The sequence below is a fragment of the Emticicia sp. MM genome (genome assembly GCF_001649495.1).
In genome coordinates this window covers 1-25,989 of sequence record NZ_LXHX01000102.1, presented here as the reverse complement: position 1 = coordinate 25,989, position 25,989 = coordinate 1, and the positions used below count along the sequence as shown (strand labels likewise).

Here is a 25,989-nt window from a genome sequence, read left to right as displayed (position 1 = left end):
ATTGTTGATAACGGTTAATAGCCAAGCTCAACAAATGACTTACGTTAAAAATGGCACAGTTTCGTTAAACGATAAGGTAATTAAACGCCCACGTCAACTAAAAAAGATTCTTGAACAACAGCATTCTCAAGAACTCATGAAAGCATACAAAAAATATGTCTGGCGGAAACATTCTGCTCAATTTTTTTCGGTTATTTCGGGGTTTGGTCTTATTATGGCCGTAGAAGATGAATTCGGCCCAAATCCAAGCATTAATTGGTCTTTTGCGGGTCTTGGTGTTGCAGGGGCAATCACTGCAGAGTTTTTTCATCGCCCAGCTAATCGGGCTTTGAAAGAAATCGTTGAACTTTACAACGAAGAGATTTACTTTCAGCCAATTAAGAGAAAATAATATTCATAAATTATTCCTTACAGTCATAAAATAAGCATTATTTACTTGCTTTTTGCTTGTTTTATTGAAGTATCTTGCGAAAATTGCCTTTAAGGAGGGGGATTCGCAAAAATTATGTCTATTAAAATAAAACAACACGACTTACGAGATTGTGGTGCCGCTTGTTTAGCTTCGGTCGCTGCTCATTTCCGTCTGCGTCTGCCCATTGCTCGCATACGTCAATATGCCAGTACCGACAAAAAAGGCACAAACATACTCGGTCTAATTGAAGCCGCCCAAAAACTTGGCTTTCAAGCAAAAGGCGTAAAAGGCACACTCGAAAGCCTTGAAAAGATACCCAAACCTGCCATTGCTCATGTTCAAATCACTACTCCTTTGGGCGGTGGGCTTCACTACGTAGTAATCTACAAGGTCTCTAAAACACATATCACTATCATGGACCCTGGCGATGGAAAGATGCACAAAAAAACCATCGAAGTGTTTGCCAAAGAATGGACGGGTGTCTTGGTTCTATTATTACCTAATGAAGACTTTGAGGTTCGCAATGAAAAAGTTTCGGTCATTCGTCGGTTTTGGGCATTGCTGCGTCCGCATACTACCGTTATGCTCCAAGCCTTGATTGGAGCAGCTGTTTATACCATATTAGGGCTTTCTACCTCCATTTATATTCAGAAAATAACCGATAATGTAATCATTGAAGGCAATAAAAACCTGCTCAATTTGCTAAGTATCGGCATGATTATTATTTTAGTTTTGCAGACTATCATCGGTACAGTTAAAAGTATTTTTGCCCTTAAAACTGGCCAGCAGATAGATGCACAACTAATTTTAGGATATTACAAACATCTGCTAAAACTCCCACAACAGTTTTTTGACACCATGCGAGTAGGCGAAATTATTTCGAGGGTAAACGATGCCGTCAAGATTCGGGTTTTTATCAATGATGTCATTATTGGTTTGGCGGTCAATATTTTTATCGTGCTGTTTTCGTTCGGTCTGATGTTTACTTATGATTGGAAATTGGCGGCAATGCTGCTGGCAATTATTCCATTTTATATCGTTATCTACTTTATTAGCAACTACATCAACCGCAAACAAGGGCGTAAATTGATGGAGAATTCGGCAGAATTAGAGGCTCAATTGGTTGAATCGCTCAATGCTGCCACCACAATCAAGCGTTTTGGCATTGAGCCTTATGCCAATCTAAAAACCGAAACTAATTTCGTACGGCTACTCGAAACCGTTTTTAAATCAAGCCAAACCAGCATTTTTATTGGCAACATCTCCGATTTTATTTCCAGATTATTCACTATTCTATTGCTTTGGTTCGGCACAACGTTTGTGATTGACCAACAACTTACCCCAGGCGAATTACTTTCTTTCTATTCTTTGATTGGCTATTTTACCAGCCCAGCCATGAGTCTGATTAGCTCAAACCGAACTATTCAAGATGCTCTCATTGCGGCTGACCGTCTGTTTGAAATTATGGATTTGGAGCGAGAAGCCACCGAAAACAAAGTTGAATTGACTGCCGAAATGGTGGGCGATATTCAGTTTAAAAATGTATCGTTTCGCTACGGAACGAGAGTGCAAGTATTTGATAATCTGACGATTACACTACCCAAAGGACAAATTACGGCAGTAATTGGCGAAAGTGGGTCGGGCAAATCTACGTTGATGTCGTTGTTACAAAATCTTTATCCTTTGAGTGGCGGAAACATTCTGATTGGAAATTATGATATCAAACATATTCGCAATGATATACTCCGAAATATAGTGAGTGTTGTGCCGCAACAAATTGATTTATTTGGTGCATCGGTCATTGAAAACATCGCACTCGGAGATTTTGAGCCAGATATGCAACGCATTTTGTTTATTTGCAGTCAGTTAGGTATTAGCGAATTTGTAGAAAAACTACCCAATGGCTTTAATACCCACATTGGCGAAAATGGGGCAAGTCTTTCGGGCGGACAACGCCAGCGTTTGGCCATTGCACGAGCTTTATACCGTAATCCCGAAATTTTGATTTTAGATGAAGCCACCTCTGCTCTTGATACAATTTCGGAGAAATACGTACAACAAACCATTCAAACGTTAAGAAGTTTAAACAAAACAATCATCATTATTGCTCACCGATTAAGCACCATCAAGAATGCTGATAAAATACTGGTGCTTGCCAACGGAGAATTAGTGCAGGAAGGCACACACGAAGGTTTGCTTTATCAAGAAGGAGTTTATAATCGTCTTTGGATGGAGCAGTTTGAGGGGGTACTATAACCAACAAAACCACCCTTGAGAGGTGGTTTTGCATACAATTTTATATTAGAAAAGAGCATTTGCAAGTCGGAATCCCTTATGAACCACACATTTCGCAACCCTCGGGGTCGTCGAGTGAACATTGCATCGCAGCATATTGATACTCTTCTTCGCTGGCAAATGTAGCGGCCGCAGTTGCTTTTGCGGTTTGCTCTTCTGCGTATTTTGCGTAATCTAATGGTTTTTCTTCTACTACAGATGTTGCTGGCATCACTTCGGCGATTGCTTGGCGATCAACCGTAAACTTCACTGCATCAGAAGCGGCTTTTGTACGTAAGTAGTACATACCTGTTTTCAAACCTGCTTTCCATGCGTAGAAGTGCATCGAAGTCAATTTCCCGAAATTAGCATTTTCCATGAAGATATTTAACGACTGACTTTGGCAGATATATGCTCCACGGTCAGCGGCCATATCAACGATGGTTTTCTGCTTAATTTCCCAAGCCGTGCGATACAAATCTTTCAAGTTTTGCGGAATCTCTGGAATCGCCTGTACCGAACCGTTAGCAGCAATCAATTTATTTTTCATGGTATCATTCCATAAACCGATTTTTACTAAATCTTTCAATAAATGCTTATTCACAACCACAAACTCACCCGAAAGCACACGACGAGTGTAAATATTTGATGTATAAGGCTCGAAACACTCATTGTTACCCAAGATTTGGCTCGTTGACGCCGTTGGCATTGGAGCAACTAAAAGCGAGTTTCTTACACCATTTTTCATTACTTTTTCACGCAATTCTGACCAATTCCAACGACCTGAATCTGGCGTTACGCCCCACATATCGAATTGGAAAATACCTTGCGAAATCGGAGAGCCTTCCCAAGTCGGATATGCACCTTCAACAATAGCCAACTCCATTGAAGCCTCCATTGCGGCGTAATAAATTGTTTCAAAGATTTCTCTATTCAATCTACGAGCTTCATCAGACTCGAAAGGCATTCTCAAAATAATGAAAGCATCGGCTAAACCTTGAATACCCAAACCAATCGGACGGTGACGCAAGTTACTACGCTGAGCCTCAGGCACAGGATAATAGTTTACATCAATTACCTTGTTGAGGTTTTTAGTAATTACCTTCGTTACCTCGTATAATTTCTGATGGTCAAATTTCGAGAAACCAGTTTTTTCATCTTTCGTGATGTATTTTGGCAAAGCAATTGAGGCCAAATTACAAACCGCTACTTCATCAGGTGAAGTATATTCCATGATTTCAGTACAAAGATTCGATGATTTAATCGTACCTAAGTTTTTCTGATTAGACTTTCTGTTAGCGGCATCTTTATACAACATATACGGCGTACCTGTCTCAATTTGAGACTCCATGATAGCAAACCAAAGATCTTGTGCTTTAATGGTTTTGCGGGCTTTGCCTTCTCTTTCGTATCTTTCGTATAAATTCTCAAACTCTTCACCGTAGCAATCAGACAAACCTGGTGCTTCGTGAGGGCAGAACAATGACCAAGTATCATTGGCTTCTACACGCTTCATGAATAAATCCGAAATCCAGAGGGCGTAGAATAAATCTCTTGCACGAAGCTCTTCTTTACCATGGTTTTTCTTCAAATCCAAAAACTCGAAAATATCAGCGTGGTGTGGCTCAATATAAATGGCAAATGAGCCTTTGCGTTTGCCACCACCTTGGTCAACGTAGCGAGCAGTGTCGTTGAAAACACGCAACATCGGTACGATACCATTTGAAGTTCCGTTAGTGCCTTTGATATAAGAGCCTGTTGCACGAATTTCGTGAATTGCTAAACCAATACCACCAGCCGATTGCGAAATTTGAGCGGTCTGGGCCAAAGTTTCGTAAATTCCAGTGATACTATCTTCTTTCATCGTAAGCAAGAAGCATGATGAAAGCTGTGGTTTTGGAGTTCCTGCGTTGAACAATGTTGGAGTAGCGTGCGTAAACCAACGCTCCGATAATAATTCGTAAGTTTCAATAACACGTTCGATGTCTTCACCGTGAATACCAACAGCAACACGCATCAACATGTGTTGTGGACGCTCTACGATTTTACCGTTGAGTTTGAGTAAGTACGATTTTTCGAGCGTTTTATAACCGAAATAATCGTAACCAAAATCACGGTCATAGATAATAGCAGAATCAAGCAAAGCTGCGTGTTTCTGAATCACCTTCCATGTATCTTTTGCAATTAAAGATGCATTTTGGTCTGTTTTTGGGTCGATGTATTGATATAACATCTTCATCGTACCAGAAAAAGACTTGAGGGTATTTTTGTGTAAGTTTGAAATTGCAATCCGAGCTGCCAAGATAGCATAGTCGGGGTGCTTGGTTGTCATCGAAGCGGCAGTTTCGGCAGCGAGGCTATCTAATTCTGACGTTGAAACGCCATCATAAATACCAGCCACAACCTTCATGGCAACTTCAACGGGTTGGACAAATGCTGGCTCTAAACCATAGCAAAGTCGCTCAATACGAGCAGTGATTTTGTCGAACTTTACCGACTCGCGGCGTCCGTCTCTCTTAATTACAAACATAGGCAGCCTTTAAAAAGGGTTTTAAGGGATTCACAACAAGATTACAGGCAGACTAAATTTGCTTTAGTCCTGCACAAAGGTTCAAATTTTAAGTTAAAAACTTTTATATATGTTCGTGACTGCCAGCCACTTTTTGGGTTCTTTGATACTAAATTTTTAAAGCAGTCAATCAAAGGTTGAAATCAACAATTTTGAAAAACAACAAGTGTAAAATTAGTAAAATGTCAAGGTATATAAAAATCCAAATCCTATACCTATTTACCGATAGTAAAAAAGTGTAATGTTATGAAATTATTAAGAGCTAATAATCAATCAGTTACTTAACGAGTGGATTAGAAAAGTTTAATAAAAAAAGTTATCCACATGAAGCAAATACTTTTTTCTTTCTAAATTGAGGTTTTCTATTGCAGTAGTTTGACTATATTTTCATTGACAAATGTAAATATTTTATTTTCAGAAAAAAAAATAAATTCTGAAAAAGTTATCCACATTGAAAAAAGCATAAATTAATCATGGCATTCCATCAGCAGAAGGTCGCCAGATTGATAAGAAATACTTACAATACCATCTTCGGCAGCCTCGTTACTATTACCCGAACGATAACCAAGCGTAAGTTGCTCATTATCAAGCTCGTAAAGCAGATTTTTCGTTCGTATATTAGTAGCACTACTTATCGGAATAAGTGAAATTTGTGAACCTTTTGCGTACCACTTTTCAAAGGTATTAGGAAGGGGTAAAAGGGGGTAAATGACCGAATAATCATCTATCATTACGATAGAAAGTTTACTTTTGTAACGAATAATATTGGTCATATTTGTGATAGAGTGGTCTGCACGACGACCAGTAGCCCAAACCACATTTACTGCCGGGAAACCCCTATTTATTAAGAAATCAAAGGCTTTTTCGAGATCTGTTTTATCTTGGTCGGGCGTATGAACAATCTCAATTGGGTACTGACTCTGCTCAATCTCTTCTAAATCAATACCTCTATCAAAATCGCCCAGCAGCACATCAACCTTGATTCCCAGTGACATCACTCGGTGAATGGCACTATCAAGCACTACTACAAATGGACTCCACTCAAGGAGCTGCCCAAGAAGGTCGGAGCTACAACTTTCTCCATTAGCAATGATGAGTGCTGGCTCTTGTTTTTCTCGTACGATATGGTGTGAAGACATAATATTAATGAAGAATGAAGAATGAAGAATGAAGAACGTTTGCGACCCTTCAAAGCATCATTATTCATTGATGAAACAAATCAAAAGGATTACTTCAAAATCCATTGAAAAACCTTAGAAAGTGGCTTAGCGTAAAGGGTGTACCAACGAGGTTGTATACCATTGATTTCCCATGCTCGACGGTCTTCTTTGTTGGCTCTAATACGATTCTTAATAGAGGCATTGCTCTTTCCTCCTACTCTCATTTTCATTAAAACTTCAGGAATGTAGTAAGAAGAAAGTTTATGTCGGTAAAGCATCCTGAGCATCAACTCATAATCGCCTGCACTTCGGAAAGAGGTATCGTATAACCCGTAAGTATCATAAGCGGCTTTTGTCAAGAAAAAAGCGGTATGAGGTGGCATCCAGCCATTCAAAAAGCGATTATGGTCATATTTACCTGACTTCCAATTTCTTACAATCTTGTTAGGGTCTTCGGCTTCAACGTAATATAAATCACCATAAACCGAATCGGCTTTTGAGTCTTCAAAAGCTTTTGCTACTTTGCTAATAACTTGATTATCAGGATAAAAATCATCAGCCCCCATTACACCAATGGCATGTCCAGTGGCCATCTTAACGGCCTTGTTCATGGCTTCGTAAATACCGCTATCTTTTTCGGAAACCCACCTGATTTTATCGCCATAAGATTTCAGAATTTCAACCGTACCATCTTTTGAGCCACCATCAGCTAAGATATATTCAATGTCGGGATAATCTTGTGAGAGTACACTGTCAATGGTGTCTTTGATGGTTGCCGCAGAATTGTAGGCGGCCGTAACGATTGAAATTTTCATTATTTATTCGCTTCTCAGTTTTAGACTTTTTTGTCTAAAATTGGGTTAGTTTGACTTTCAGAGCCTCAAATTTACTAACATCAAGCGAAGGAATCGCTGTTTTTAATGAATTTTTATAATTTTCATTGATAACCTTAATGACTTCGTTGGCAATAACTGCCGAACCTCGTGGCGTTGGATTGATTCCATCAAGGCTAAAAAAGCCCCCTGTAAATAAAGAATTATCGAATTGTACGCCATTTAGGGTGTAAGTTTTGCTTTTTACTTGGGCGTAAAGACCATTTAAATCGGCTAAAAGAATACCTCGTTTGCTGGCTTCAAACTTCAAAACACCGTTAAAATCATTCAGACGTGAGGCGATGATACTTATCTCGTCTTTATCCAAAACCTCCTCGTTGGTAAGCGGATAAGTCATAGAGAAACCTTTCTTCTGATTTGCTGTATTTGTTTTACCGACATTTTGAATGGCCTCCATCAAGATTTTGTCGTTGGCGGTTGCAGCTCTAACAATTCCATTTCCCGTGGTGATAAAAATATCAGTTGTGCCTACATTTTTAGCAAGTTCTTGAAATGTATAAAAATTAAAATAGGGCAAATCAAGCACATTTGGGATATTAGTTAGTACCCCTTTTGCGTTATTTGCAACCAAAGCATCAAGTAACTTTTGTATATTTAGGGCAAACGAAGAGGTTTCAGTCATGGAAGTTTTACCGCCCGATGCTGCGTAAGACAATATATCTTGCTCACCGATGCTGACAGTAAAAAACGTTGCATTGCTTTCTTTCACAAAATCAGTGTATGATGTTTCTTCTTTTCCTGCGGGAAGAATTCGCTCGAAAAATGGGTTAAAACCTTGTGTTTTAGCATTTCCAAAACCTGCTTTATTAACATCAGAAACTCGCAAACCAACTACTCCATAATTATTTGCTACACTTCCCGAATATTTTGCCAAAGTGAGTGGAGAAGTTGTAAGAATTGCGAGTTTATCGGAAATTTTATCGAATTGAAGTGAAGTATTATTTTGTGTTGTCGCCCAATAACCCGTTCCGTTTTCTTGTCCTACTGGAAAAAGAGCTTGGTCAAACTTTACGCCTGCTTGCTGAGCAACGAGATTTGGATAAGACGCTAATTGCCCTTCTCGATAAAGCCCTCCGTTGGTATAACCCGCTGTTAATGAACCTCCTACGGAAATGTATTTCGAGAGAAGTGAGCTTTCTATTCCAGTTGAGGTAAGTTCTTCTGCTTGGTTTTCACAACTTGTTATGGCCACAAAACCAATTAAGATTCCGATAAAAATTTTTAGCGAACGTTTCATAAAATTAGCGGATATTTGGGCTAAAGTTAAGTAAATAATAGTCTTTCAAAAGTAATGATTCGATTTGATAGAAAAAAGTTGTAATGACTTGAAAATTAAAACAATAAACTTTGTACTCCGAAAAAAGATATTTGAAGAATCAATAACCAAAAAGCAATTTTATTATCTTTTCGGAACGGCAACCAGTGAAAAAGTGTGAGCAAAAACGCAGAAACCACAAACCAACCAACGTAGTTTTGAACGGGTGGAAGCAGCCCAAACCACGACCACATTTCTAAACGAATGGCAATGGGTTCGACCAGAAAATCGAACATTGTCATGAGTATTGCTCCGTAAACTACTTTGATATAAAGTGGCTGATTGACTCGACAAAACGAACTCCCAACACAATAAACCAACAAAAGCCAATTGACACCGATGACTGGCGGTACTTCAAGAATCTCGAATCCGAGAGTTCGGTCGTATTGATAATGCCCGAAAATTAGTCCAGTTTTTACGCCCACAACCTCAATGAAATAGCCTGTTAGAAAAGCAATTACGGCAAAAACGATAAAATTCCGATTCCAATCATTGTGAAAATAGAGTAAAATACCCAACGATGCCACCAAATTGAATGGCGTGAGAAACTTAAAAAGTTCGGCAGTAGCATTGATGTTTAGGCCAATTACTCCTGCGATATACATGGAGGTTAGGAGGTAGAGATATGGTTTATGGTTTTTCACTTATTGAATAATTGTTAGTATTTTCCAAAATTATTTCTTTTTCTTGCGATGCACAACGTGTTTGCTCAAAATTCGTTTGCTTTCGACTTTTACTTCAATGTTTTTTCTGATTCCCCAGAGTTTATCTTTGGCAAATTTAGTAGTTTGTTCTAAATCAATTATTGGAAAAGGATAATTTCCACCCAAACGAAAATTATATAAATCTTGCTCCATTGGGGTCATTTTCCACGGTTCGTGGATAAAGTTTTCGGGGCAGTTTTCGAGTTCTTTTACCCAAGTTTTAATGAAGATTCCGTGCGGGTCGTGGTCTTGCGATTGTTTCACAGGATTATACATCCTGACGGTATTCATGCCCGTAACACCCGCTTGCATCTGAAACTGCGGATAGTGAATCCCTGGCTCAAAATCAAGGAATTGTTGGGCGAGAAAAACCGCTCCTTCTTTCCAATGTTGAAAAAGTTGGTGCGTCAGAAACGAAACCACCATTGCTCGCATTCGGAAATTCAAATAACCTGTTTCGCAGACACATCGCATACAAGCATCTACGAGCAGATAACCAGTTTTTCCTGCTTTCCATTGCTTGATAAAATTCTGATTTTCAGTTTTTTGTAAATTATCGTAGCCTCGATTAATGTTTTCAAACTCCATACGGTCTTCCATCTCGAACTTCTGAATGAAGTGACAGTGCCAGTGCAGTCGGGATGCAAAGTTTTCTAAATCTCGGCGGTACGAAACTCGTTTTTTTGCGTTTTGGGTGTATTGATAAACCTGTCGAATTGAGAGATTTCCCCATGCAATGTAGGGCGAAAGTCGGCTACAACTTTTGCGAGCTTCGAGTGGTTTTGAAATCGTTTTAGAATAATTTTTAGCTCTATCGTTCAAGAAACTTTGCAGATACCGATGAGCGTAAGTTTCGCCACCTGGCTGAAAAATTGGCTTATTCTCTTTATCGTAATTTAGGTAGTATTTTTTAGGAAGAAATTGTTTATAAATCTCATTTTCTTCATCAAAAACCAAACAAGGATTTCTTAGTTTTGTCCAATTTGGCTCATCAAGTTTTTGGTGCATGTGAGCTTTCCAAAGCTCTGACCAGTTTTCACGATTTTTTAGTTTTCTTACAATACCATTCGTCTGAAACTCTCGCCACTCGATGCTGTTTTCTTTGAAATAGTTAGTCAGAATCTTATCTCGGTCATAAGTAATTTTCAGGCCCGTTTCTTCGTAAGAAAATACTTTTTTGAGTTGATATTTTTGATGAATTGCGGTGAAAATAGCCTCGGCCTCACCTTCTAAAATCGTGATGCATAATAAAGCATTTCCAGTCGAAAGTTGAGTGTTGAGGTCGTCGAGCGATTGTTGTACAAAATTCCAGTGTCGAGAACTGTAATGTGGGTCGGCCATGACCGACGGCTCCCAAATATAAAGCATCAAAAATGATTCTCCATCTTCGATGGCAGCTTTGAGGGGTGCGTGGTCGCTTAGGCGTAAATCTCTTTTAAACCAGACGATATTCATAGAAAATTAACCGCTGGCTGATAAGTTTTGTTTTGAATATTATACGTTTTGAGGCTTCTTAAAGATGATTTTTCTATTTTAAGTGTAATATTTGTAATATTGTATAAAAACAACTGAACCATCATGCTCAAACGCATTCATATAGAAAATTTCAAAAGTTTAAAAAACGTAACTCTTGACCTGCAACCAGTTAATTTATTGATTGGACCAAATAATTCGGGGAAAAGTAATTTATTGAAGGCTTTGGAGTTTTTTGATATGTATGATTTAGGTAAAAAACCACCAAAAAAAATATCGGAATATCTTTTCGCACACAAGCCTAGTACATTTAAGATAAATTTAACACTTTATTTTGAAAATGATATACATGTAACTTTTTCAAAATTTAATAATAAATTTGAAGAAATTGAAGAAAATATTTGGGAAAGTGACTCAATAGGAAATGAAACATCTATGGGAGAACGATTACCTATTAGTCATCGTTTTCTCATTGGAGATATACCTATTTACAAGTTAGAACCTTCAAAACTTATAAATACATTTCCTTTACTCCCCAACCAAGAAATTGTTGAAACCGATGCATCAAACCTCGTAGCTTTTCTTGATATTTTACGCGATAAATACCGAGATAACTTTGAAGCAATTGAGCATGATTTACAAAAATGTATTCCAGAGTTTTCACGAATACAGCTTGAAAATGTACCTGCCACTGCTGACTTAATAAAACTATACGGAGATAAAACTTTCAAACGTTTAGGACTTTACAATCCTCAACAAAAAATTACTTATTGGGCAGATGAATTATCAGAAGGTACGCTTTACTTTCTTGCTTTGCTTTGTATTATTCATCAACCAAACCCACCTAAATTATTGTTATTGGAAGAACCCGAAAAAGGTATTCATCCCCGTAGAATCAAAGAAGTGGTTGATTTTATATTCGATTTAGCTCAAGAAAAAGACATTCAGGTGATTATGACTACGCATCATCCGTATGTGGTAAATGAGTTTCAGGATATTCCAGAAGCTGTTTTTATTTTTGATAAAGATGAAGAAGGGGCTACGCAAATCAAGAACTTGCAAACAGATATTATTGAGCCATCTGATAATGCAAATGATGCACAAGGCTTGCCTCGTATCAAATTCACACAAGATTTAGCCGAACACTGGGTTTTAGGCTTTATGGGAGGAGTACCAAAATGAGAATACTAAAATATGGCTTTCTGGGGGAAGATGAAGCTCAAAAAATCTTTCTAAAAAACTATTTAGCAGCCTTCGAATCAGCCGATTTTTCATTTGAATTTGATGAATATTTTCCTCTAAAAGCTAAAGATAGAGGTTCTGTAAAAAAACTCTTTGTTGAAGCTATCCAATTTGGAATTTCTGTTTATCAACAAGATATTTTCTTCGTTGGAATTGACCTTGATGATGCCGAGCAAGCAAAGCTATTAACTTTATTTGAGGAAATGAAAGCACAGATAAATCCACGATTTAAAGACCAAACTTGTATTTTTATTCCAATTCAATGTATTGAACATTGGCTTTGGTATTTAAAGATGAAAAAAGAAAATCCGAACACAACTAAAAATGAAATTATAGAAAAACAACCTCGCCCCAGAGCAAAAGAAGTTGTTTATGGCTCAAAAAGACCATCTAACGAGCTTTCCAATCCAATTGTTGATTCTTTATCGAAAGATACAGATATTGAATGGCTCAAAAATCGCTCTGAAAGTTTTAGGCACTTTCATAATCAAGTGAATCAACTACTATCAAGACTATAATAAAAGATGCAGAAACCATCAATAAAAACAGTTTCTGCATCTTAATATTTCCCACATTTCTATCACTTCATCAACCAAGTCTGTAAAACTGTGTCGTTATAGCCCGATAACAAAATTTGTTCTTTCGGATGGCGACTTACAAAAGTAGCTTCGCTTTGTCCTTCGTATTGATTCAAAATCGTCGGGGTTTCGGCAGCGATATCCCAAACAATTGTTTTCTTATCATCTGATGCCGAAATGAGATGATTTTCGTTTAAATCATAGACGACACAATTGAAGGCTGCATTATACGCTATTTTCTTGGTTTCTTGTCCAGTTTTCAAATCCCAAACCCTAATTGTCCTATCAACTGACGAGCTAATCAACTGATTACCAGCCTTATTAATAGCAATTTGAGAAATTTTCCCTTTGTGTTTATTCAGTACAAAAAGTTTTTTATTAGTCGCTAAATTCCAAACCGTTATTGTATTATCGGGGTGCGTTGTAGCCAATATTTGGCTCGCTTGACTATAGGTCATTAAAATGGCATTTGTAGTCTTAAATGTCTGCGTTTTTTTTCCTGAAAGTACCTCATAAAAGCTTACATTTTTGCCAGTATTCACTAAGATTTCACGTCCATCTTTCTGATACTCAATACCTTTTATTGCTTCTTTTAGCGTGATTTTCTTTTGTATTTCTCCTTTTTCAATATTCCAAAACACAATGCTATTTGATTTATCGGCACAAGCCACGATATTTGGCTCGTTTGGCGATGCATCTATATCCGTTATTAGGTTTTCTGTGGAAAAACTTTTTATTCGGAGTCCTATTCGTGTATGATACACCTCCATCGAACCTTCAAAACTGGCGGCTATCAAACTACCATCGGTGCTGAAAGAAACTGCTTTTGGCTTACTGTTTGTATAAAATTCTCGGCGAGGTTTATCGGTTGTCATTCCTACATTTAGCAACGACAACAAAATAATTATTTTTTTCATAATCAGTCTTTGTTATTGTTTGCCTATCACTTCACCTAATTCGTCATCAAACAAGGGGCTAATCGTGTAATTTTTTCGTGAATTGGGTTCGAGCTGAATTGTTGCTTTTTGCAAAATAAAACCTTTTTCGGTGAGCGAAATAGTCGGCTCGGCAAAGGTGGCTGATTTGAATGATTGCTCAAACTTTTCGGCATCACGGTTGGGAACTTTTACAGCAACTTTACCAAAATACGGAGAATTTAACTTAAAAATGCTCTTTTCGGCATCGTATCCGAGAATCTGGAAGTTTGTCCAATCGGTCATTTTTATAAATGTACTCACCGAAAGAGCCTGATATTCTTTTTTCCAATCTTCAATAAAATCGGTTTTCTTTTCGAGTCTCGAAATATACTCTTCTTGTTTCTCATATTGACTTTTTTTCGACCATTCCTCATATTTTCGGTTGGTGTAAGCCGAAATTCGCTGCTCATAAGTAGGCAAATGCCACACAACCAAATTACCGTTGCGGTCAACACTCACAATGTTTTTGTTGTCTTGGCTCACTGCCACCGACTCAACCGAACCATTGTGCATTCCTTCGGGAGATTCGGCCACTAATTCACCATTGGTTACATCCCAAACCCTTACGTAATTATCACCTCCGCCCGTCACGATTAGCTGTTGGTCAGGCGTAAAAGTAGTTGACCAAACATCTGAAACGTGGGCATTGATTCTAAAAACTTGCTTTTTGGCGGCAATATCCCACACTCGACACATATTATCCCAAGCTCCGCTAACGATGTAGCGACCATTTGGCGAAAAACGGGCATCCCATACTTCATCGGTATGTTCTTTGTGTTCGTATTTTTTTGCCCAAGTTTTGGTATCCCACACGCAAATTGAGTGGTCACCGCTACCTGTTATGAGTTCGCTGCCATCGAAATTAAAATCAACTGCCGTTACGTTATCGTTGTGCGACGATATAGTATTGATTCTTTGCCCCGAAAAAGTATCCCAAATGATAGCAGTTCCATCCCAGCTTGCACTCGCAAAACTTTTGCTATCAGGGCTAAACACTAAATCACGCACATAATCTCCATGGTCGATTTTCTGACGAATAATATCTCCCGTGATGGCATCCCAGAGGATAATTGTCTTATCAACACCTCCACTCACAATATATCGGCCATTTGGGCTGAATCGTACCGAAACGATATTATCGGTATGACCTTTTAGTTCAATCAATTTTTTGCCCGTTGTCAGTTCCCAAACTGTTAGCTGGTTCGATAAGCCCCCCGTTACAACTTTTTTGCTATCATTGCTTACATCCATCGCCAAAATGCCGTGTGGCACTTGTATTTTCCAAACGCCTACTAAATTTTGCTTTTGGGCATTTAGCTGCGTACAGCCAAACAATATGGCTGCAAGTAAAATTAATCGTGTTTTGTTCATTTTTTTCTTTTTGGGTTACTGTTTTTTTAATAATATCCGCCAACTTTTCGATTAAGAGCCATTGGCATTGTGGGTAATGTTTTAGGTTCTGTTTTATCTATTTCTGAGTCTGTCAATGATTCTAAAAATATTTTTAATGCTTGGTGTTCTTGGTCAGAGAGTTTTTCTCCGTAATGTTTTTTTATAACATCTGAGATTTCTGTCAATCTGCCATCGTGCATGTAAGGTTGTGTGAGCGAAGTATTACGTAAAGTTGGTGTTTTTATACCTTCATAAAATTCGTTTTTTTTGTAAAATGGTGGCAAAAAACCCGAAAAAGTACCTATAAAATGGCACGAAGCACAATTATTCATGAATACTTTATAACCTTCCGATAAATCGACTATGGTATTTTTTTCTCGTATCCATTCATCAAAAACACTTTTTCGGCTTGATAATGAATTAATAAAAGCCGTGAGAGCATCTTGAATTTGAATCTGATTAATACTTTTTTCTTGATAAACATTTTTAAACTTTTGGCGGTATTCTTCGCTCGAAGAAAGACGCTCAATGATAGTTGGGAAATCATTCCGAAATTCATCTGGATGAGTCACAACTGAAGCGATAACCGCAGGAATATCGTCAGCTCGCCCATCGTGAAAAAATGATGTATTGTAAGAAGCATTGATAAGCGTAGGCGAATTTCTTGTAAGATTTGTACCTAACTGAAAACCTAAACTGGTCTGCCTGTTATCACAAAAAGCTTTTTGCGGACGATGACACGATGAGCAACTTCGCTTGAAATTGGCAGAAAGAGCTGTTTCATAAAAAAGTAGTTTTCCAAGAGAAATTTTTGATGTATCGGGCTTATTTTCACTAAATAAAAACTCTTCAAAAAGTGTAAGTTTAGTGGCATTTGTATTAGCTAAATATGCTTTTTCAATAGGTAAAATAAAATCAGTGTATAGTTTTCTCCAGTCTGTATTTTCTTCTTTTAGTACTTCGTGGTAATCGTATAAAAACTTATCTAATTGCTGTTTATTTGACCAATTTTGAAGTGTATTTAAGACTCGAAGCGTTCGGATTTGAGCTTGAGCTTCTGCTTTTTTCTGCTCAGGTAAATGATTAGTTTTCCAACCTGTAAGTGTCAGCAGATAGGTTGTTCGTAAAGATTTTAGGTAAGCATCCGCCCAATCAATTTCATTGAACTCTTGTAAATCAAACACCAATTTCCCGAGATTTATACTCAGTTTATCAAGTTCTTGTTGAGCGATAGAATATTCTAACTTTTGTAAAGTGTGAGCGTTTTCGATAAATAATTCTTCATTTTTCACTAAAAAACAAAGTATTTCGATTGATTTATAAGATTCTCTAATTTGAGAAATTGGAGCAGACAGAAGAAACTGTTTTTGAATTTGTAATGTAGCATCCATCAAGTATTTCTTCTGTGGAGAGTCATCTTTTTGGGTCAGAGATGCAAGTACAACAAAAGAGACCAAGCACAATGATATGACTTGATAGATTAATTTCATTTGTAGGAAATACGTAGTTGCCCCATTAGAAGGCAATTTATATAGCAAGTTTAAAAAATATTATTAACGGTCGCTGCAACAATTGCTCTTAAAAAAGAGAGAATAGAATTGCTACATATACTTACGGTATATTTAACCTTATGGATTTACGAAAACAAAAAAAAGTATTAAACCGAGTTTATTTAACCTTCTGGACAACAAGAATGTTTAGCACTATACGTTGAATCTATTGAATGTTTACAACATAAAGCACTTTTTAATAGACAAACGACTTATTTTTGTATCCACATTCGATATTTGATAATGAAGAAAGTAACGTTAATAATATTTTTGCTGTCCATAAATTTTTCGGTTTTTTCACAACTTGCAAGCAATAACCCTCCCGAAGAAGATTATTGGGAAACCCAACTCACACCGATGGTTGAGATTAATGATATGCTTCGCCATATTTACAGCGACCCATTCAAAGAAAACTTCATCAATGCAATTCCTGCGGGTTATCCGATGAAAAAAGAAGTCAATATCAATTCATTTTATGGTTTTCGTAATCATCCTGTGCATAAAGTTTCGTTGTTTCATCGTGGCATTGACTTGAAAGGAGCAACGGGCGAAAAAGCCGTTGCAACGGGCGATGGCGATGTAATTGAAGTCGGTTTCAAGGTTGATTTAGGAAACTACATCAAAATCAAACATTGCTACGGTTTTGAGTCGATTTATGGACACCTGAATAAGATTTCGGTAAAGAAAGGCCAGCACGTGAAGCGAATGCAGATAATTGGGGAAGTGGGTGCTACGGGTACGGTAACTGGACCGCATTTACATTATACATTGAAGAAAAACAATCAATACATCGACCCGTTTGATTTTCTATTTATGGATTTTGAGCGAGGAAAACTCAGTATGTTAAATAGGTAATCCAAAAAGAACTTTTTGGATTACCTTCTGCAATATCATTTAAACGTTCTACTACTTGTCTTTTCAGCAGTCGGAAAATCTTGTGGAATCGGTAATGTAACTTTACCAGTAGCTGCCCATTCTGAGCCTCTAAGCAAACAAGTGATAAATCCGACACATTCTACCGAATAATCAATATGCCCCATTGGTGTGTGAAAAATCTTTCCTTTTCCGTAGTTAAGTGTGAGCAACATTGGTTCATGACGCTCTGTTCCTTTCTTATCTTTTGCCGAAAAAGCAGTTGCCAGTACTTCCATATTCTCGGCTGGGCCTCTGAGCCTGTCATACAACTCATCTTTGGCGTGTAGCCACTTAGTTGGCATTCCTTTCGTAATTGGATGCTCCGAATTTCTAATTTCAATCATGTATTCATGCTCTGGCCCGTGCGAACCCGCTTTACCTACTGAGTTATCACGTATAAGTTGTCCTTCGTTGTTATAATACACATAAGGGCCATCTTTTTCGGTACGATCGCCCCAGCCACCCAAACCAATCATTTTGTTGTAGTCAGGCCATTGTGGAAACGAATTATCAGCGGCATGAATTACCACTAATCCTCCGCCTTTTTTCATGTATTTCTCAAAATTCTTTTGCGTTTCTTCGGGCCACGGGGCTGCGTTCCAACCAAAATTGCAAATTACCAAATCATACTTTGAAAAATCTGGTTTGAAATCTGGGTCTATTTGCGATTTTTTCATCGCTTCGGTTTCGCCAAGGCCTTCTATCGGGAATTTCTTTATAAATTCTTCTCCGAGCCATGTATATTTTGTTCGTTGCACATCTACTCTAAATCTACCTGTTTCTTCTAAATAATTCTTCATCATGAAGGTTATTTTAGGCCATTGAACATGGTTATTTTGGCCATCAACAATGAGAGTTCGGATAATTGATTTTTTCTTTTGGGCGAAAGTGCTAAAAGCAAATGAAAGAAGAAAATAAGCACAGAAAATAAGCATTTTGTTCATAGAAAGGGTTGTCTTTATCTGAGAGCAAATTAGTATAAAGTTCTATGAAACACAAACGTTGGGCATGTAAAATCAAAACTATTGAATGATAGCAGCGTTGATAACTTCATGGATACGTTTACGAATCTTCAAAGTATTGATTTTATTATTGGCCGAACTCTGATAAACTCGGTTTGAAAGGAAAATAAAAATTAAATCTCGTTCGGGGTCAACCCACACCGCTGTGCCAGTAAAGCCCGTATGTCCAAAAGTTTTGGGCGAAGCATCAATCGCAATGACAGGTTTATCATCTCCTGCTTCGGGTTTGTCCCAGCCGAGTCCTCGGTGACTGCGTTGTGTATAATTTCGAGCAAAATGTGGAACGGTTGTAGGAAACAAAATCTGACGACCGCCATAATACCCTTTCTGCAAATTCATCTGATAAAGTTTCACCAAATCGCTCACATTACTGAAAAGTCCCGCATGGCCAGCCACTCCACCAAGCAAAGCGGCGTTTGGGTCGTGCACAGTTCCTTGAATCTGTGAGGCTCGAAAAAGTGCATCGTTTTCGGTTGGAGCAATGTTATTTTTGGCAAATTTTGTATTCGGATTATAAAGCGTTGAAGTCATTCCGAGCGGTTCGTAAACATTCTGTTCCACAAATTCATCGAGTGGCTGATTCGTGATTCTCTCAACCATTTTTTGTAACATAATTAGCCCTAAGTCACTGTAAGTAAACCGATAACCGCCCAATCTATCATAGACATTGATAAGTTTAGATTGCTGTACCCAACGCCACACCGAATCTCTGATTTCGGGTGTAATATACAGATTATCAGCCACTTGCAGATTTACACTATCTTTTACGAAACGATAATAATCACTTTTAAAAGTTCCACCCGACTTGGTTTTCTCCCAAAAAGGAATGAACGCCACCAAACCAGCTTGGTGCATCAAAATATCCGAAACCAGCATATTTTCTTTGTTAGTTCCACGCATTTCGGGTAGGTAGGTTGAAGCTTTTTCATTCAAATCAATCGCTCCTCTTTCGTTTAAAAGCATGACCGCTTGTAATGTTGCCGAAACTTTGGTCATTGATGCAATGTCATAAAGTGTCTGGTCGTTTACTGGCTCATAAATATCATAACGAAGTGTACCAAAATTTCGATTATAAACTACTTTTCCATTACGAGCTACCAAAACCTGACACCCAGGAAAAGCCCGATTGCTTATGCCTTGCTGCACAATTTGCTCTATTTCATTGAGTTTTTTTTCGTTCATGCCTACGCTCTCGGGAGTTCCGAAAGATACCCTTCCGATGCGTTCGGTTTGCACGCCATTTCCTACTTTTTGTTCGTAAGTAACTGTCACTGGCAATTTACCTTTGGCTGGTAATGCCCCAAATAAAATCTGTGGCACAACTCGCTGTGAAGCAATTTCATCTTCATAGCCACAAACTAAATTTGGCACGCCATCGTACAATTTCATGCCGTATGGATTCCCAAAACCTACTACTACAACTTTGGTTTTTTGTCGAAGTTGATTGATGAACGAAATCGTTGCGGGCGAAACGCCGTAATTTCTATCGCCTCGGCTATTCATATCATGCACGCTTACCACTACTACCTTATACCTGGCGGCTTCTTCCAAAACCCAAGTTATGTCTTTATCGGCCGCAGGTTTAAAAGGCACAGCAAAATGTCTGAAATTGGCATATTGACTAAGCATTTTCTGAAATTCATTGCCCGCTTCGGCACTGATAGCAACCGATGCAAAACTCGTAGTATCAATATTCACAAATGGCAATAAATTATCTTGGTTCTTGATGATTGTAACAGCCTGCTCAAATAATTCGGCTTTTAAATCATTGGCTTTTTTGCTGTTTAAATCACTGCCCAAACCTGCCATTTCGATTGGTTTATAATTACTCAAACCCGCCCAAAATTTCGACTTCAAGATTTTCTTTACACGAGCCTCCAGTTCTGCTATCGGTATTTGGCCACTTTCTACCGCCGCTTTGATTCTGTTAAATGCCGCAGGAAGGTTTCCCGATTGCAATAAAATGTCATTTCCTGCCAAAAAGGCCAACAATTCTGGTTCGCCTGCTTGTAAACCTGCCGTAATTCCTCGCATATTGAGGGCATCAGTAATGGCAATTCCCTCAAAACCCATTTTTTCTTTGATGGTTTCGGTCACAATTTTGCGAGAAATTGAGGTTGGCGTATTGGTGCGAGGCTCAAGAGCTGGAACAAACAAATGGCCAGTCATAACCATTGCCACACTATCGGCAATGAGTTTGCGGAAAGGATAAAGTTCAATTTCATTCAATCGATCAATCGAGTGGCTCACCCATGGAAGGGTTCGGTGAGAGTCTTGGTCAGTATCGCCATGCCCAGGAAAATGCTTGGCACTTCCCATGACATTGTATTTTTTCATTCCTTTGATATACATCGCACCTTTTTCGGCAACATTATACTGCGACTCACCAAACGAACGATAATTGATAATCGGATTTTTAGGATTGGTATTGACATCAACTGCAGGGGCAAAATTTACATGAATACCCAATCGTTTGCATTGACGGCCAACTTCTTCTCCAAATTTTTCAACATAACTATTATCTTGGATTGCCCCGAGCGTTATCTGCTTCGGAAACTCAATAACACTATCAAGCCGCATACCCAAGCCCCACTCGGCATCCATACCGATCATGAGCGGGATACGGGAAATTTGTTGATAGCGATTCGTCAGGCGAGCTTGGCGATATGGCCCTCCTTGAAAGAAAATCAGACCACCGAGATGATAAGTGGCAATATTATTTTCTACTTGTTGGTAGTAAGTTTCGGTACGATTCGAGAAAGTAGCAATCATAAATAATTGTCCAACTTTCTCCTCCAATGTCATGGTTGAAAGTAAACTATCAGCCCAGCGTTCTTGACGAGCGAGATAATCGGGCGGGGTTTTCTGCGGTAAAATAAACGAAGTTAGTAAACCAAAAAAGCTACAAATAATAGCCAGCAAAAGTATTTTTCTGTTTTTAAAAAGCACGGAGGTAATTTTAAGTTTTGGGGGTATAACGAACAAAAAAGCCACAGATTATTACAAAAGTAAAGAATCTATGGCTTAAAATGAAAATATTATCAGAACTAAGCAATCAATATTTTAAGTCTTCCTTGATTGTTTAATAAATATCACCACGCTTTTTGATTTGTACGATAGTGATGGTTATAATTTCTTGTTCGATGGTGTAAATGATTCTATAATCTCCCACTCTGATTCTGTAACACTGTTTGACTGTGGTTCTATCACTCTTGAATCCTGAGAGTTTTTTGTAACCCGCAGGAAAAGGGTTTTCAGCTAAATCATCTATAGCTTTTACAGCATGAATTTTTGAAAAAGTTGATAGCTTCTCCAACTCTTTTTGAGCTTTTTTGTGAACAACTATTTTATAACCCATTTTCAATCATGTTTTTTATATAAATTAGCCTTCACTTCCTCCCACGGAATAGTATCATCATCATCTCTTGTCATAGCCTCCTGCGTATCCATTAAATCTTCGATATATTCTCTCACCTCCTTGTTTTTCAAGCTAATAATAATATCCGTAGCCTTACCTTTGGCATCAGTTACATACCTTACGTGCTTTTTAAGTGTTGTTGCTGTCATGTTTATAGCTAAATTTATACTGCAATGATAATAAGAAATATTGAAGTTTTGAGAAATCCTGAAGAATAAAAAAGCCATAAATCACTCTTTTAAAGTAATTTATGGCATAGAAAATATTTTTAAAATTCTTTCTTAATCAATCTCAATCACAACCCCTTTCGACATTGGGTGAGCTACACATGTCAAAATCAAACCTCTTTTAAGTTCTTTTTCGGTCAGACCATCCTCTTCATCCAATTTCACTTTTCCTTCCGTACAAGTACCCATACAGGCCGTACACATACCCGCTTGGCACGAATACGGCAAGTCAATATCTAAGTCCAAAGCCGCTTCCAAAATCGTTTGGTGAGGTTTTACTTCAAACTCATATTCATCTCCATTATATTTTACTTTTACAGTTTGGGTTTGTAACGAATCATCGGCTTCTTGTGGTTCGTCTTCAACCATCGGAGCGTGGAAATTTTCTCGGTGAATACGGTCTTTCGATACATTGTAAATACCCAAACCAGCAATCACATCTTCCATCATACCTACTGGCCCGCAGAGATAAAAATTATCTTTCGTGAAATCGGTATCAGCTTCTTTCATCAAGCGAACGGCTATTCCTTGACTAATTCTGCCTTTATGCCCAACCCACAAATCAGAAGGATTACTCAATAAATGATGAACTCCCAAACGTTTGCCATACTGAGCTTCGAGTTCTTCGAGTTTTTGCTTGAAAATAATTGAATCCTCTCTACGATTACCATAAATAAGTGTTACACGAGAATTTGACTCCATTTTTAAAACTGACTTCGCAATCGACATCATCGGTGTGATGCCACTTCCTGCCGCAAAAAGAACAATGTGGCGAGTTGTATCGGCATCGGGTTCTAAGAAGAAATTACCCAGTGGCTCAAGAACTTCCAAGAAATCACCAACTTTTACATTATCGTTGAGGTAGTTAGAAACTAAACCACCCTCTACTCGTTTGACAGTAACGCCGATGGCAGTATCGCTATGTGGCGAAGTGGACATCGAATAACTACGACGTACTTTCTTGCCACCTTCGCCCGCTGGCACAATAATCGTAATAAACTGCCCTGCTTTATATTTGATTTGCTCGCTTAATGGATGCCAAAAATAAATGGTTACACTGTCAGCCGTTTCTTGCACGACTTCTTTTACTTGTAGGAAATATGTTTTTAACGACATTTTTATTGGTTTTATATTAGACCACAGTCCATAGTCGATTGACCACAGTATTTTGTTCAACTATTATTATGAACCATGAATCTTTGACTAATTACTAATTACTATCTTCTTAACTACTTCTTGCTGCGAAGTGTTTATTTTGAGCAGATACTGACCGCTCGTTAGGTTTCTAATATCAAATTTCTCTTGTTGATTTCCGCCTACTGCTTTTAGTTTTCGTTGTTCTATTACTCGACCTCGGTTGTCCAAAATTGTTATACTGATTTGTTTATTGGGTTCAGAATCGAAAGAAACGCTCAACTGCTCGCTAACTGGGTTTGGATAAATACTTACCGCAGCACCTTTCGGGGCTTCATTGGCCAAAATGGGACTAACTTTTACTTCCGTTTGGGCATTTCCTTGACAATTATTAGCATCGGTTACTTTTACGCTATACGTTCCTGAAGCACTTATTGAAATATTCAAAATACTTGGATTCTGAACCGTAGAAGCAAAACTATTTGGGCCAGTCCATTCGTATTTTAGTGGAGCAGTTCCTGTGCTTGATACACTGCTCAATCTCAATAATTCACCTTCAAAATATGGGCCAGTATTACTGGCTGTAACCACCAATTTAACTGCTTGAATCAAAATCGAATTTGAAACCGCACTTTCTTTACAACCCGAAATCACACAGGTCGCAGTATAGGTTGTATTATCAACTGGCGAAACCGCAATAGAAGAACTGGTTAAACCATTCGACCATTTCAATAAACCATCTTTGCAACTACTCGAAGTCAAGGTTACTCTTTCGTTTCCTCCTGCACAAACAGATAATTTATCAGATGCTATTATCGGAACACCCGTATCTCCCACCGTAATTTCAACGGTATTCACACTTTCAATGACGGGCGAGGTAGAAACTACCTTTATTTTGTAAGTTCCTTTCTCTAAATCTTGGGTTGTTTTTACATTTACAGTTCTTCTGCTATCATTGCCTAACTCAATAGCTTTATCGAAACTCCCTGATTTGTCAGACAGTAAAACTCTAAATTTATTATTGAGGTTAAAACTACCGTCAGCGGTGGTGAATGAAACCGAAAAACTTTGCCCCGCACAAAAACTATTTGGACTTGGTGAAGCAACCGTAATACTCGGTGGCACCTCTAAGCCAATCTTACCAGTTTCAGTAAAATAATTGGTGTATAAATCTACTGAGCCACCACGGCCATCTTCCAATTCTTTATTACAGCCATAAAGCACAATTACACCACCCGTTTTTGGATGAAGCATTAAACGATAATCACTAAAAAAAGTATAATCTTTTATCGCCACGCCATCTTCACCAAACTTTGGATTTCCATTTGAGTCGAAATGTTGAACCGTTAGGTCATAGCCAATGTTTTTAGGAAATAACCACAAAGTATAAACACCATCTTTTCCATCCGAAATAAGCTTATTTGGCAAAAAATAAGATTTATCAGAACGAGGTGTAAAGACATCTTTTTTCCAAATGACACTTCCACTGACATTGATTTTTGCCATCTGAAAAGGTCTTGATTTATCGCCTGTTTCAATCCAAGTGGCCATTCCACCGCCATCGCTGGTTGGGATAATCTGCACATCAAAAGTTGAGTTTGAACCTAAATTCACGCCGCTACTTCCCCATAAATTCTTTCCATCCTTATTTATTTTATGCACTAACACTGTTCTTTTATCCGTTGCCGTAAGTGTTCTACCTACGATTGCATTACCTTCTGCATCAACTTTAAATAAATCAATGCGAGTATTCCCCGAAAATGGGTTTGGCAAAGCCGCTGTCAATGGAAGAAGTGCTTTATTGGCAGCATCAAAAGTTTGAAACGAATAATCGGTGCTTGGGTCTTTTATGAGGGCAATAAATGTGCTGTTTTTCTCATCATACAAAACCTTCGTTTCTAATCCTTTCGCTTCAAACAATTTTACTTCATTTTCAACAACTTTCCCTGCATAATTCAGCTTTTTTGTAAAAACTACATTATTATTAGTCGAGCGATTGAAAACATTAAAAGTTATCAGCAATTTATCATTTTTTAGATCATTCAGTTCCAAAACACCATCATTGGCATCATCACTTGTGAGTTCTTGGTCAGTCACCTTCACACCATCGGCCGTCCATTGAGCTTTTCCCTCACTCGAAACATATTGAGCATATAAATTCCTGCGGTCGGTTCTATTTACATCAATACATCTGTGCCACAAAATATACGCTCCGCCCTTGCTGTCGGGCTTAATCAATTTAGGCGTATAAATAAATGTGCTTTTATCTAAGATTCTGCCTATACGTAAACCATCTTTTGTCCATTGGGGCATACCTTTCGCATCCAGTTTTTGGGCATATAAATCTATAAGTCCATCACGATAATCAGCCCAAACATAAAAGCTATTACCTTCATCATCAATCGAATAAAGTACAGCGTACTGAAAGTCAGGTGCTGCACTCACCATTGAAGGAGTGGTTTCGTTAGATTTCCATTGAGCGAAGCTCTTGGGCAGCATAAATGTTAACAGCAAAAAGGTAATAATGTATTTCATGATTTTTGGTGGGTCTAACTGGGTATGTTTATAAATGTAGCTGTGAAGATGCTTAATGCAGCTACAAATTTACGTTCTTATCTTCATATCAACTAATTACGCATAAAATAATTCGTAAGTTATTGTTTTTATTAAAAGAAATTTATAATTTTGCAGCCCCAAAATACCACCCTCGTAGCGTAGCCCGTTTGTTCGAGGG

At 38.1% G+C, this 25,989-nt stretch carries 20 protein-coding genes; 5 read left to right on the top strand and 15 right to left on the bottom strand.

Going from position 1 to position 25,989, the window contains the following annotated elements; translation table 11 throughout:
- The first annotated feature begins 34 nt into the window (after window positions 1-34).
- Together A6M55_RS12945 and A6M55_RS12940 are read left to right on the top strand one after the other, a co-directional pair.
- Window positions 35-391 (top strand): hypothetical protein, encoded by a 357-nt coding sequence (locus A6M55_RS12945; protein ID WP_156511057.1) that lies wholly within the window; start codon window positions 35-37, stop codon window positions 389-391.
- A 114-nt stretch (window positions 392-505) separates the two neighbouring features.
- A complete protein-coding gene (locus A6M55_RS12940) occupies window positions 506-2,668 on the top strand; it encodes a peptidase domain-containing ABC transporter (protein ID WP_064198017.1) in 2,163 nt (720 codons plus the stop codon).
- A 76-nt stretch (window positions 2,669-2,744) separates the two neighbouring features.
- On the opposite strand, the gene A6M55_RS12935 is transcribed toward A6M55_RS12940, so the two are convergent.
- The 6 genes from A6M55_RS12935 to A6M55_RS12910 all read right to left on the bottom strand — a co-directional run bounded on the left by A6M55_RS12935 (window position 2,745) and on the right by A6M55_RS12910 (window position 10,782).
- A complete protein-coding gene (locus A6M55_RS12935; protein WP_064198016.1) occupies window positions 2,745-5,216 on the bottom strand; it encodes a ribonucleoside-diphosphate reductase subunit alpha in 2,472 nt (823 codons plus the stop codon).
- 506 nt (window positions 5,217-5,722) lie between these two features.
- The gene (locus A6M55_RS12930; protein WP_064198015.1) at window positions 5,723-6,394 is read right to left on the bottom strand and encodes a thiamine diphosphokinase; all 672 of its coding nucleotides are present in this window, start codon (window positions 6,392-6,394) and stop codon (window positions 5,723-5,725) included.
- A gap of 89 nt (window positions 6,395-6,483) precedes the next feature.
- Window positions 6,484-7,230 carry a glycosyltransferase family 2 protein gene (locus A6M55_RS12925; protein WP_064198014.1) on the bottom strand — a complete coding sequence of 249 codons (747 nt, stop codon included), beginning with the start codon at window positions 7,228-7,230 and terminating at the stop codon, window positions 6,484-6,486.
- Window positions 7,231-7,264: 34 nt separating this feature from the next.
- A complete protein-coding gene (locus A6M55_RS12920) occupies window positions 7,265-8,545 on the bottom strand; it encodes an SGNH/GDSL hydrolase family protein (protein WP_064198013.1) in 1,281 nt (426 codons plus the stop codon).
- 95 nt (window positions 8,546-8,640) lie between these two features.
- Window positions 8,641-9,267 carry a carotenoid biosynthesis protein gene (locus A6M55_RS12915; protein WP_229235532.1) on the bottom strand — a complete coding sequence of 209 codons (627 nt, stop codon included), beginning with the start codon at window positions 9,265-9,267 and terminating at the stop codon, window positions 8,641-8,643.
- A gap of 30 nt (window positions 9,268-9,297) precedes the next feature.
- Window positions 9,298-10,782, bottom strand: coding sequence for a cryptochrome/deoxyribodipyrimidine photo-lyase family protein (locus A6M55_RS12910; protein WP_064198011.1), 1,485 nt, complete (start codon window positions 10,780-10,782; stop codon window positions 9,298-9,300).
- A gap of 123 nt (window positions 10,783-10,905) precedes the next feature.
- Between A6M55_RS12910 and A6M55_RS12905 the strand changes: the two genes are divergently transcribed.
- Window positions 10,906-11,982, top strand: a complete 1,077-nt coding sequence (locus tag A6M55_RS12905) for an AAA family ATPase (protein WP_064198010.1) — start codon at window positions 10,906-10,908, stop codon at window positions 11,980-11,982.
- On the top strand, window positions 11,979-12,560 hold the full coding sequence (locus A6M55_RS12900) for a hypothetical protein (RefSeq protein WP_064198009.1): 582 nt from the start codon (window positions 11,979-11,981) through the stop codon (window positions 12,558-12,560). The genes A6M55_RS12905 and A6M55_RS12900 overlap by 4 nt, the downstream gene beginning before the upstream one ends.
- A gap of 62 nt (window positions 12,561-12,622) precedes the next feature.
- Here A6M55_RS12900 and A6M55_RS12895 read toward each other — a convergent pair whose 3' ends face one another.
- The 3 genes from A6M55_RS12895 to A6M55_RS12885 are packed head-to-tail and all read right to left on the bottom strand — an operon-like array spanning window position 12,623 to window position 16,479.
- Window positions 12,623-13,537: a WD40 repeat domain-containing protein gene (locus tag A6M55_RS12895; protein WP_082893018.1), complete on the bottom strand. Its 915-nt coding sequence runs from the start codon at window positions 13,535-13,537 to the stop codon at window positions 12,623-12,625.
- 12 nt (window positions 13,538-13,549) lie between these two features.
- Window positions 13,550-14,968, bottom strand: a complete 1,419-nt coding sequence (locus A6M55_RS12890) for a WD40 repeat domain-containing protein (protein WP_064198007.1) — start codon at window positions 14,966-14,968, stop codon at window positions 13,550-13,552.
- A 26-nt stretch (window positions 14,969-14,994) separates the two neighbouring features.
- Window positions 14,995-16,479, bottom strand: coding sequence for a cytochrome-c peroxidase (locus A6M55_RS12885; RefSeq protein ID WP_064198006.1), 1,485 nt, complete (start codon window positions 16,477-16,479; stop codon window positions 14,995-14,997).
- A gap of 303 nt (window positions 16,480-16,782) precedes the next feature.
- Here A6M55_RS12885 and A6M55_RS12880 point away from each other — a divergent pair, with 303 nt between their 5' ends.
- Window positions 16,783-17,394, top strand: coding sequence for a M23 family metallopeptidase (locus tag A6M55_RS12880; RefSeq protein WP_064198005.1), 612 nt, complete (start codon window positions 16,783-16,785; stop codon window positions 17,392-17,394).
- Window positions 17,395-17,429: 35 nt separating this feature from the next.
- On the opposite strand, the gene A6M55_RS12875 is transcribed toward A6M55_RS12880, so the two are convergent.
- From A6M55_RS12875 to A6M55_RS12850, 6 genes are all read right to left on the bottom strand, one after another.
- Window positions 17,430-18,398 (bottom strand): ThuA domain-containing protein, encoded by a 969-nt coding sequence (locus A6M55_RS12875; RefSeq protein WP_064198004.1) that lies wholly within the window; start codon window positions 18,396-18,398, stop codon window positions 17,430-17,432.
- 78 nt (window positions 18,399-18,476) lie between these two features.
- Window positions 18,477-21,425 carry a glycoside hydrolase family 3 N-terminal domain-containing protein gene (locus A6M55_RS12870; RefSeq protein WP_064198003.1) on the bottom strand — a complete coding sequence of 983 codons (2,949 nt, stop codon included), beginning with the start codon at window positions 21,423-21,425 and terminating at the stop codon, window positions 18,477-18,479.
- Between the two features lie 133 nt (window positions 21,426-21,558).
- Window positions 21,559-21,834, bottom strand: coding sequence for a type II toxin-antitoxin system RelE/ParE family toxin (locus A6M55_RS12865; protein ID WP_064198002.1), 276 nt, complete (start codon window positions 21,832-21,834; stop codon window positions 21,559-21,561).
- Window positions 21,835-21,836: 2 nt separating this feature from the next.
- Window positions 21,837-22,043, bottom strand: coding sequence for a hypothetical protein (locus A6M55_RS12860; RefSeq protein WP_064198001.1), 207 nt, complete (start codon window positions 22,041-22,043; stop codon window positions 21,837-21,839).
- Between the two features lie 132 nt (window positions 22,044-22,175).
- A complete protein-coding gene (locus A6M55_RS12855; protein ID WP_064198000.1) occupies window positions 22,176-23,237 on the bottom strand; it encodes a ferredoxin--NADP reductase in 1,062 nt (353 codons plus the stop codon).
- 87 nt (window positions 23,238-23,324) lie between these two features.
- Window positions 23,325-25,790 carry a T9SS type A sorting domain-containing protein gene (locus tag A6M55_RS12850; RefSeq protein WP_082893017.1) on the bottom strand — a complete coding sequence of 822 codons (2,466 nt, stop codon included), beginning with the start codon at window positions 25,788-25,790 and terminating at the stop codon, window positions 23,325-23,327.
- Window positions 25,791-25,989: the final 199 nt, after the last annotated feature.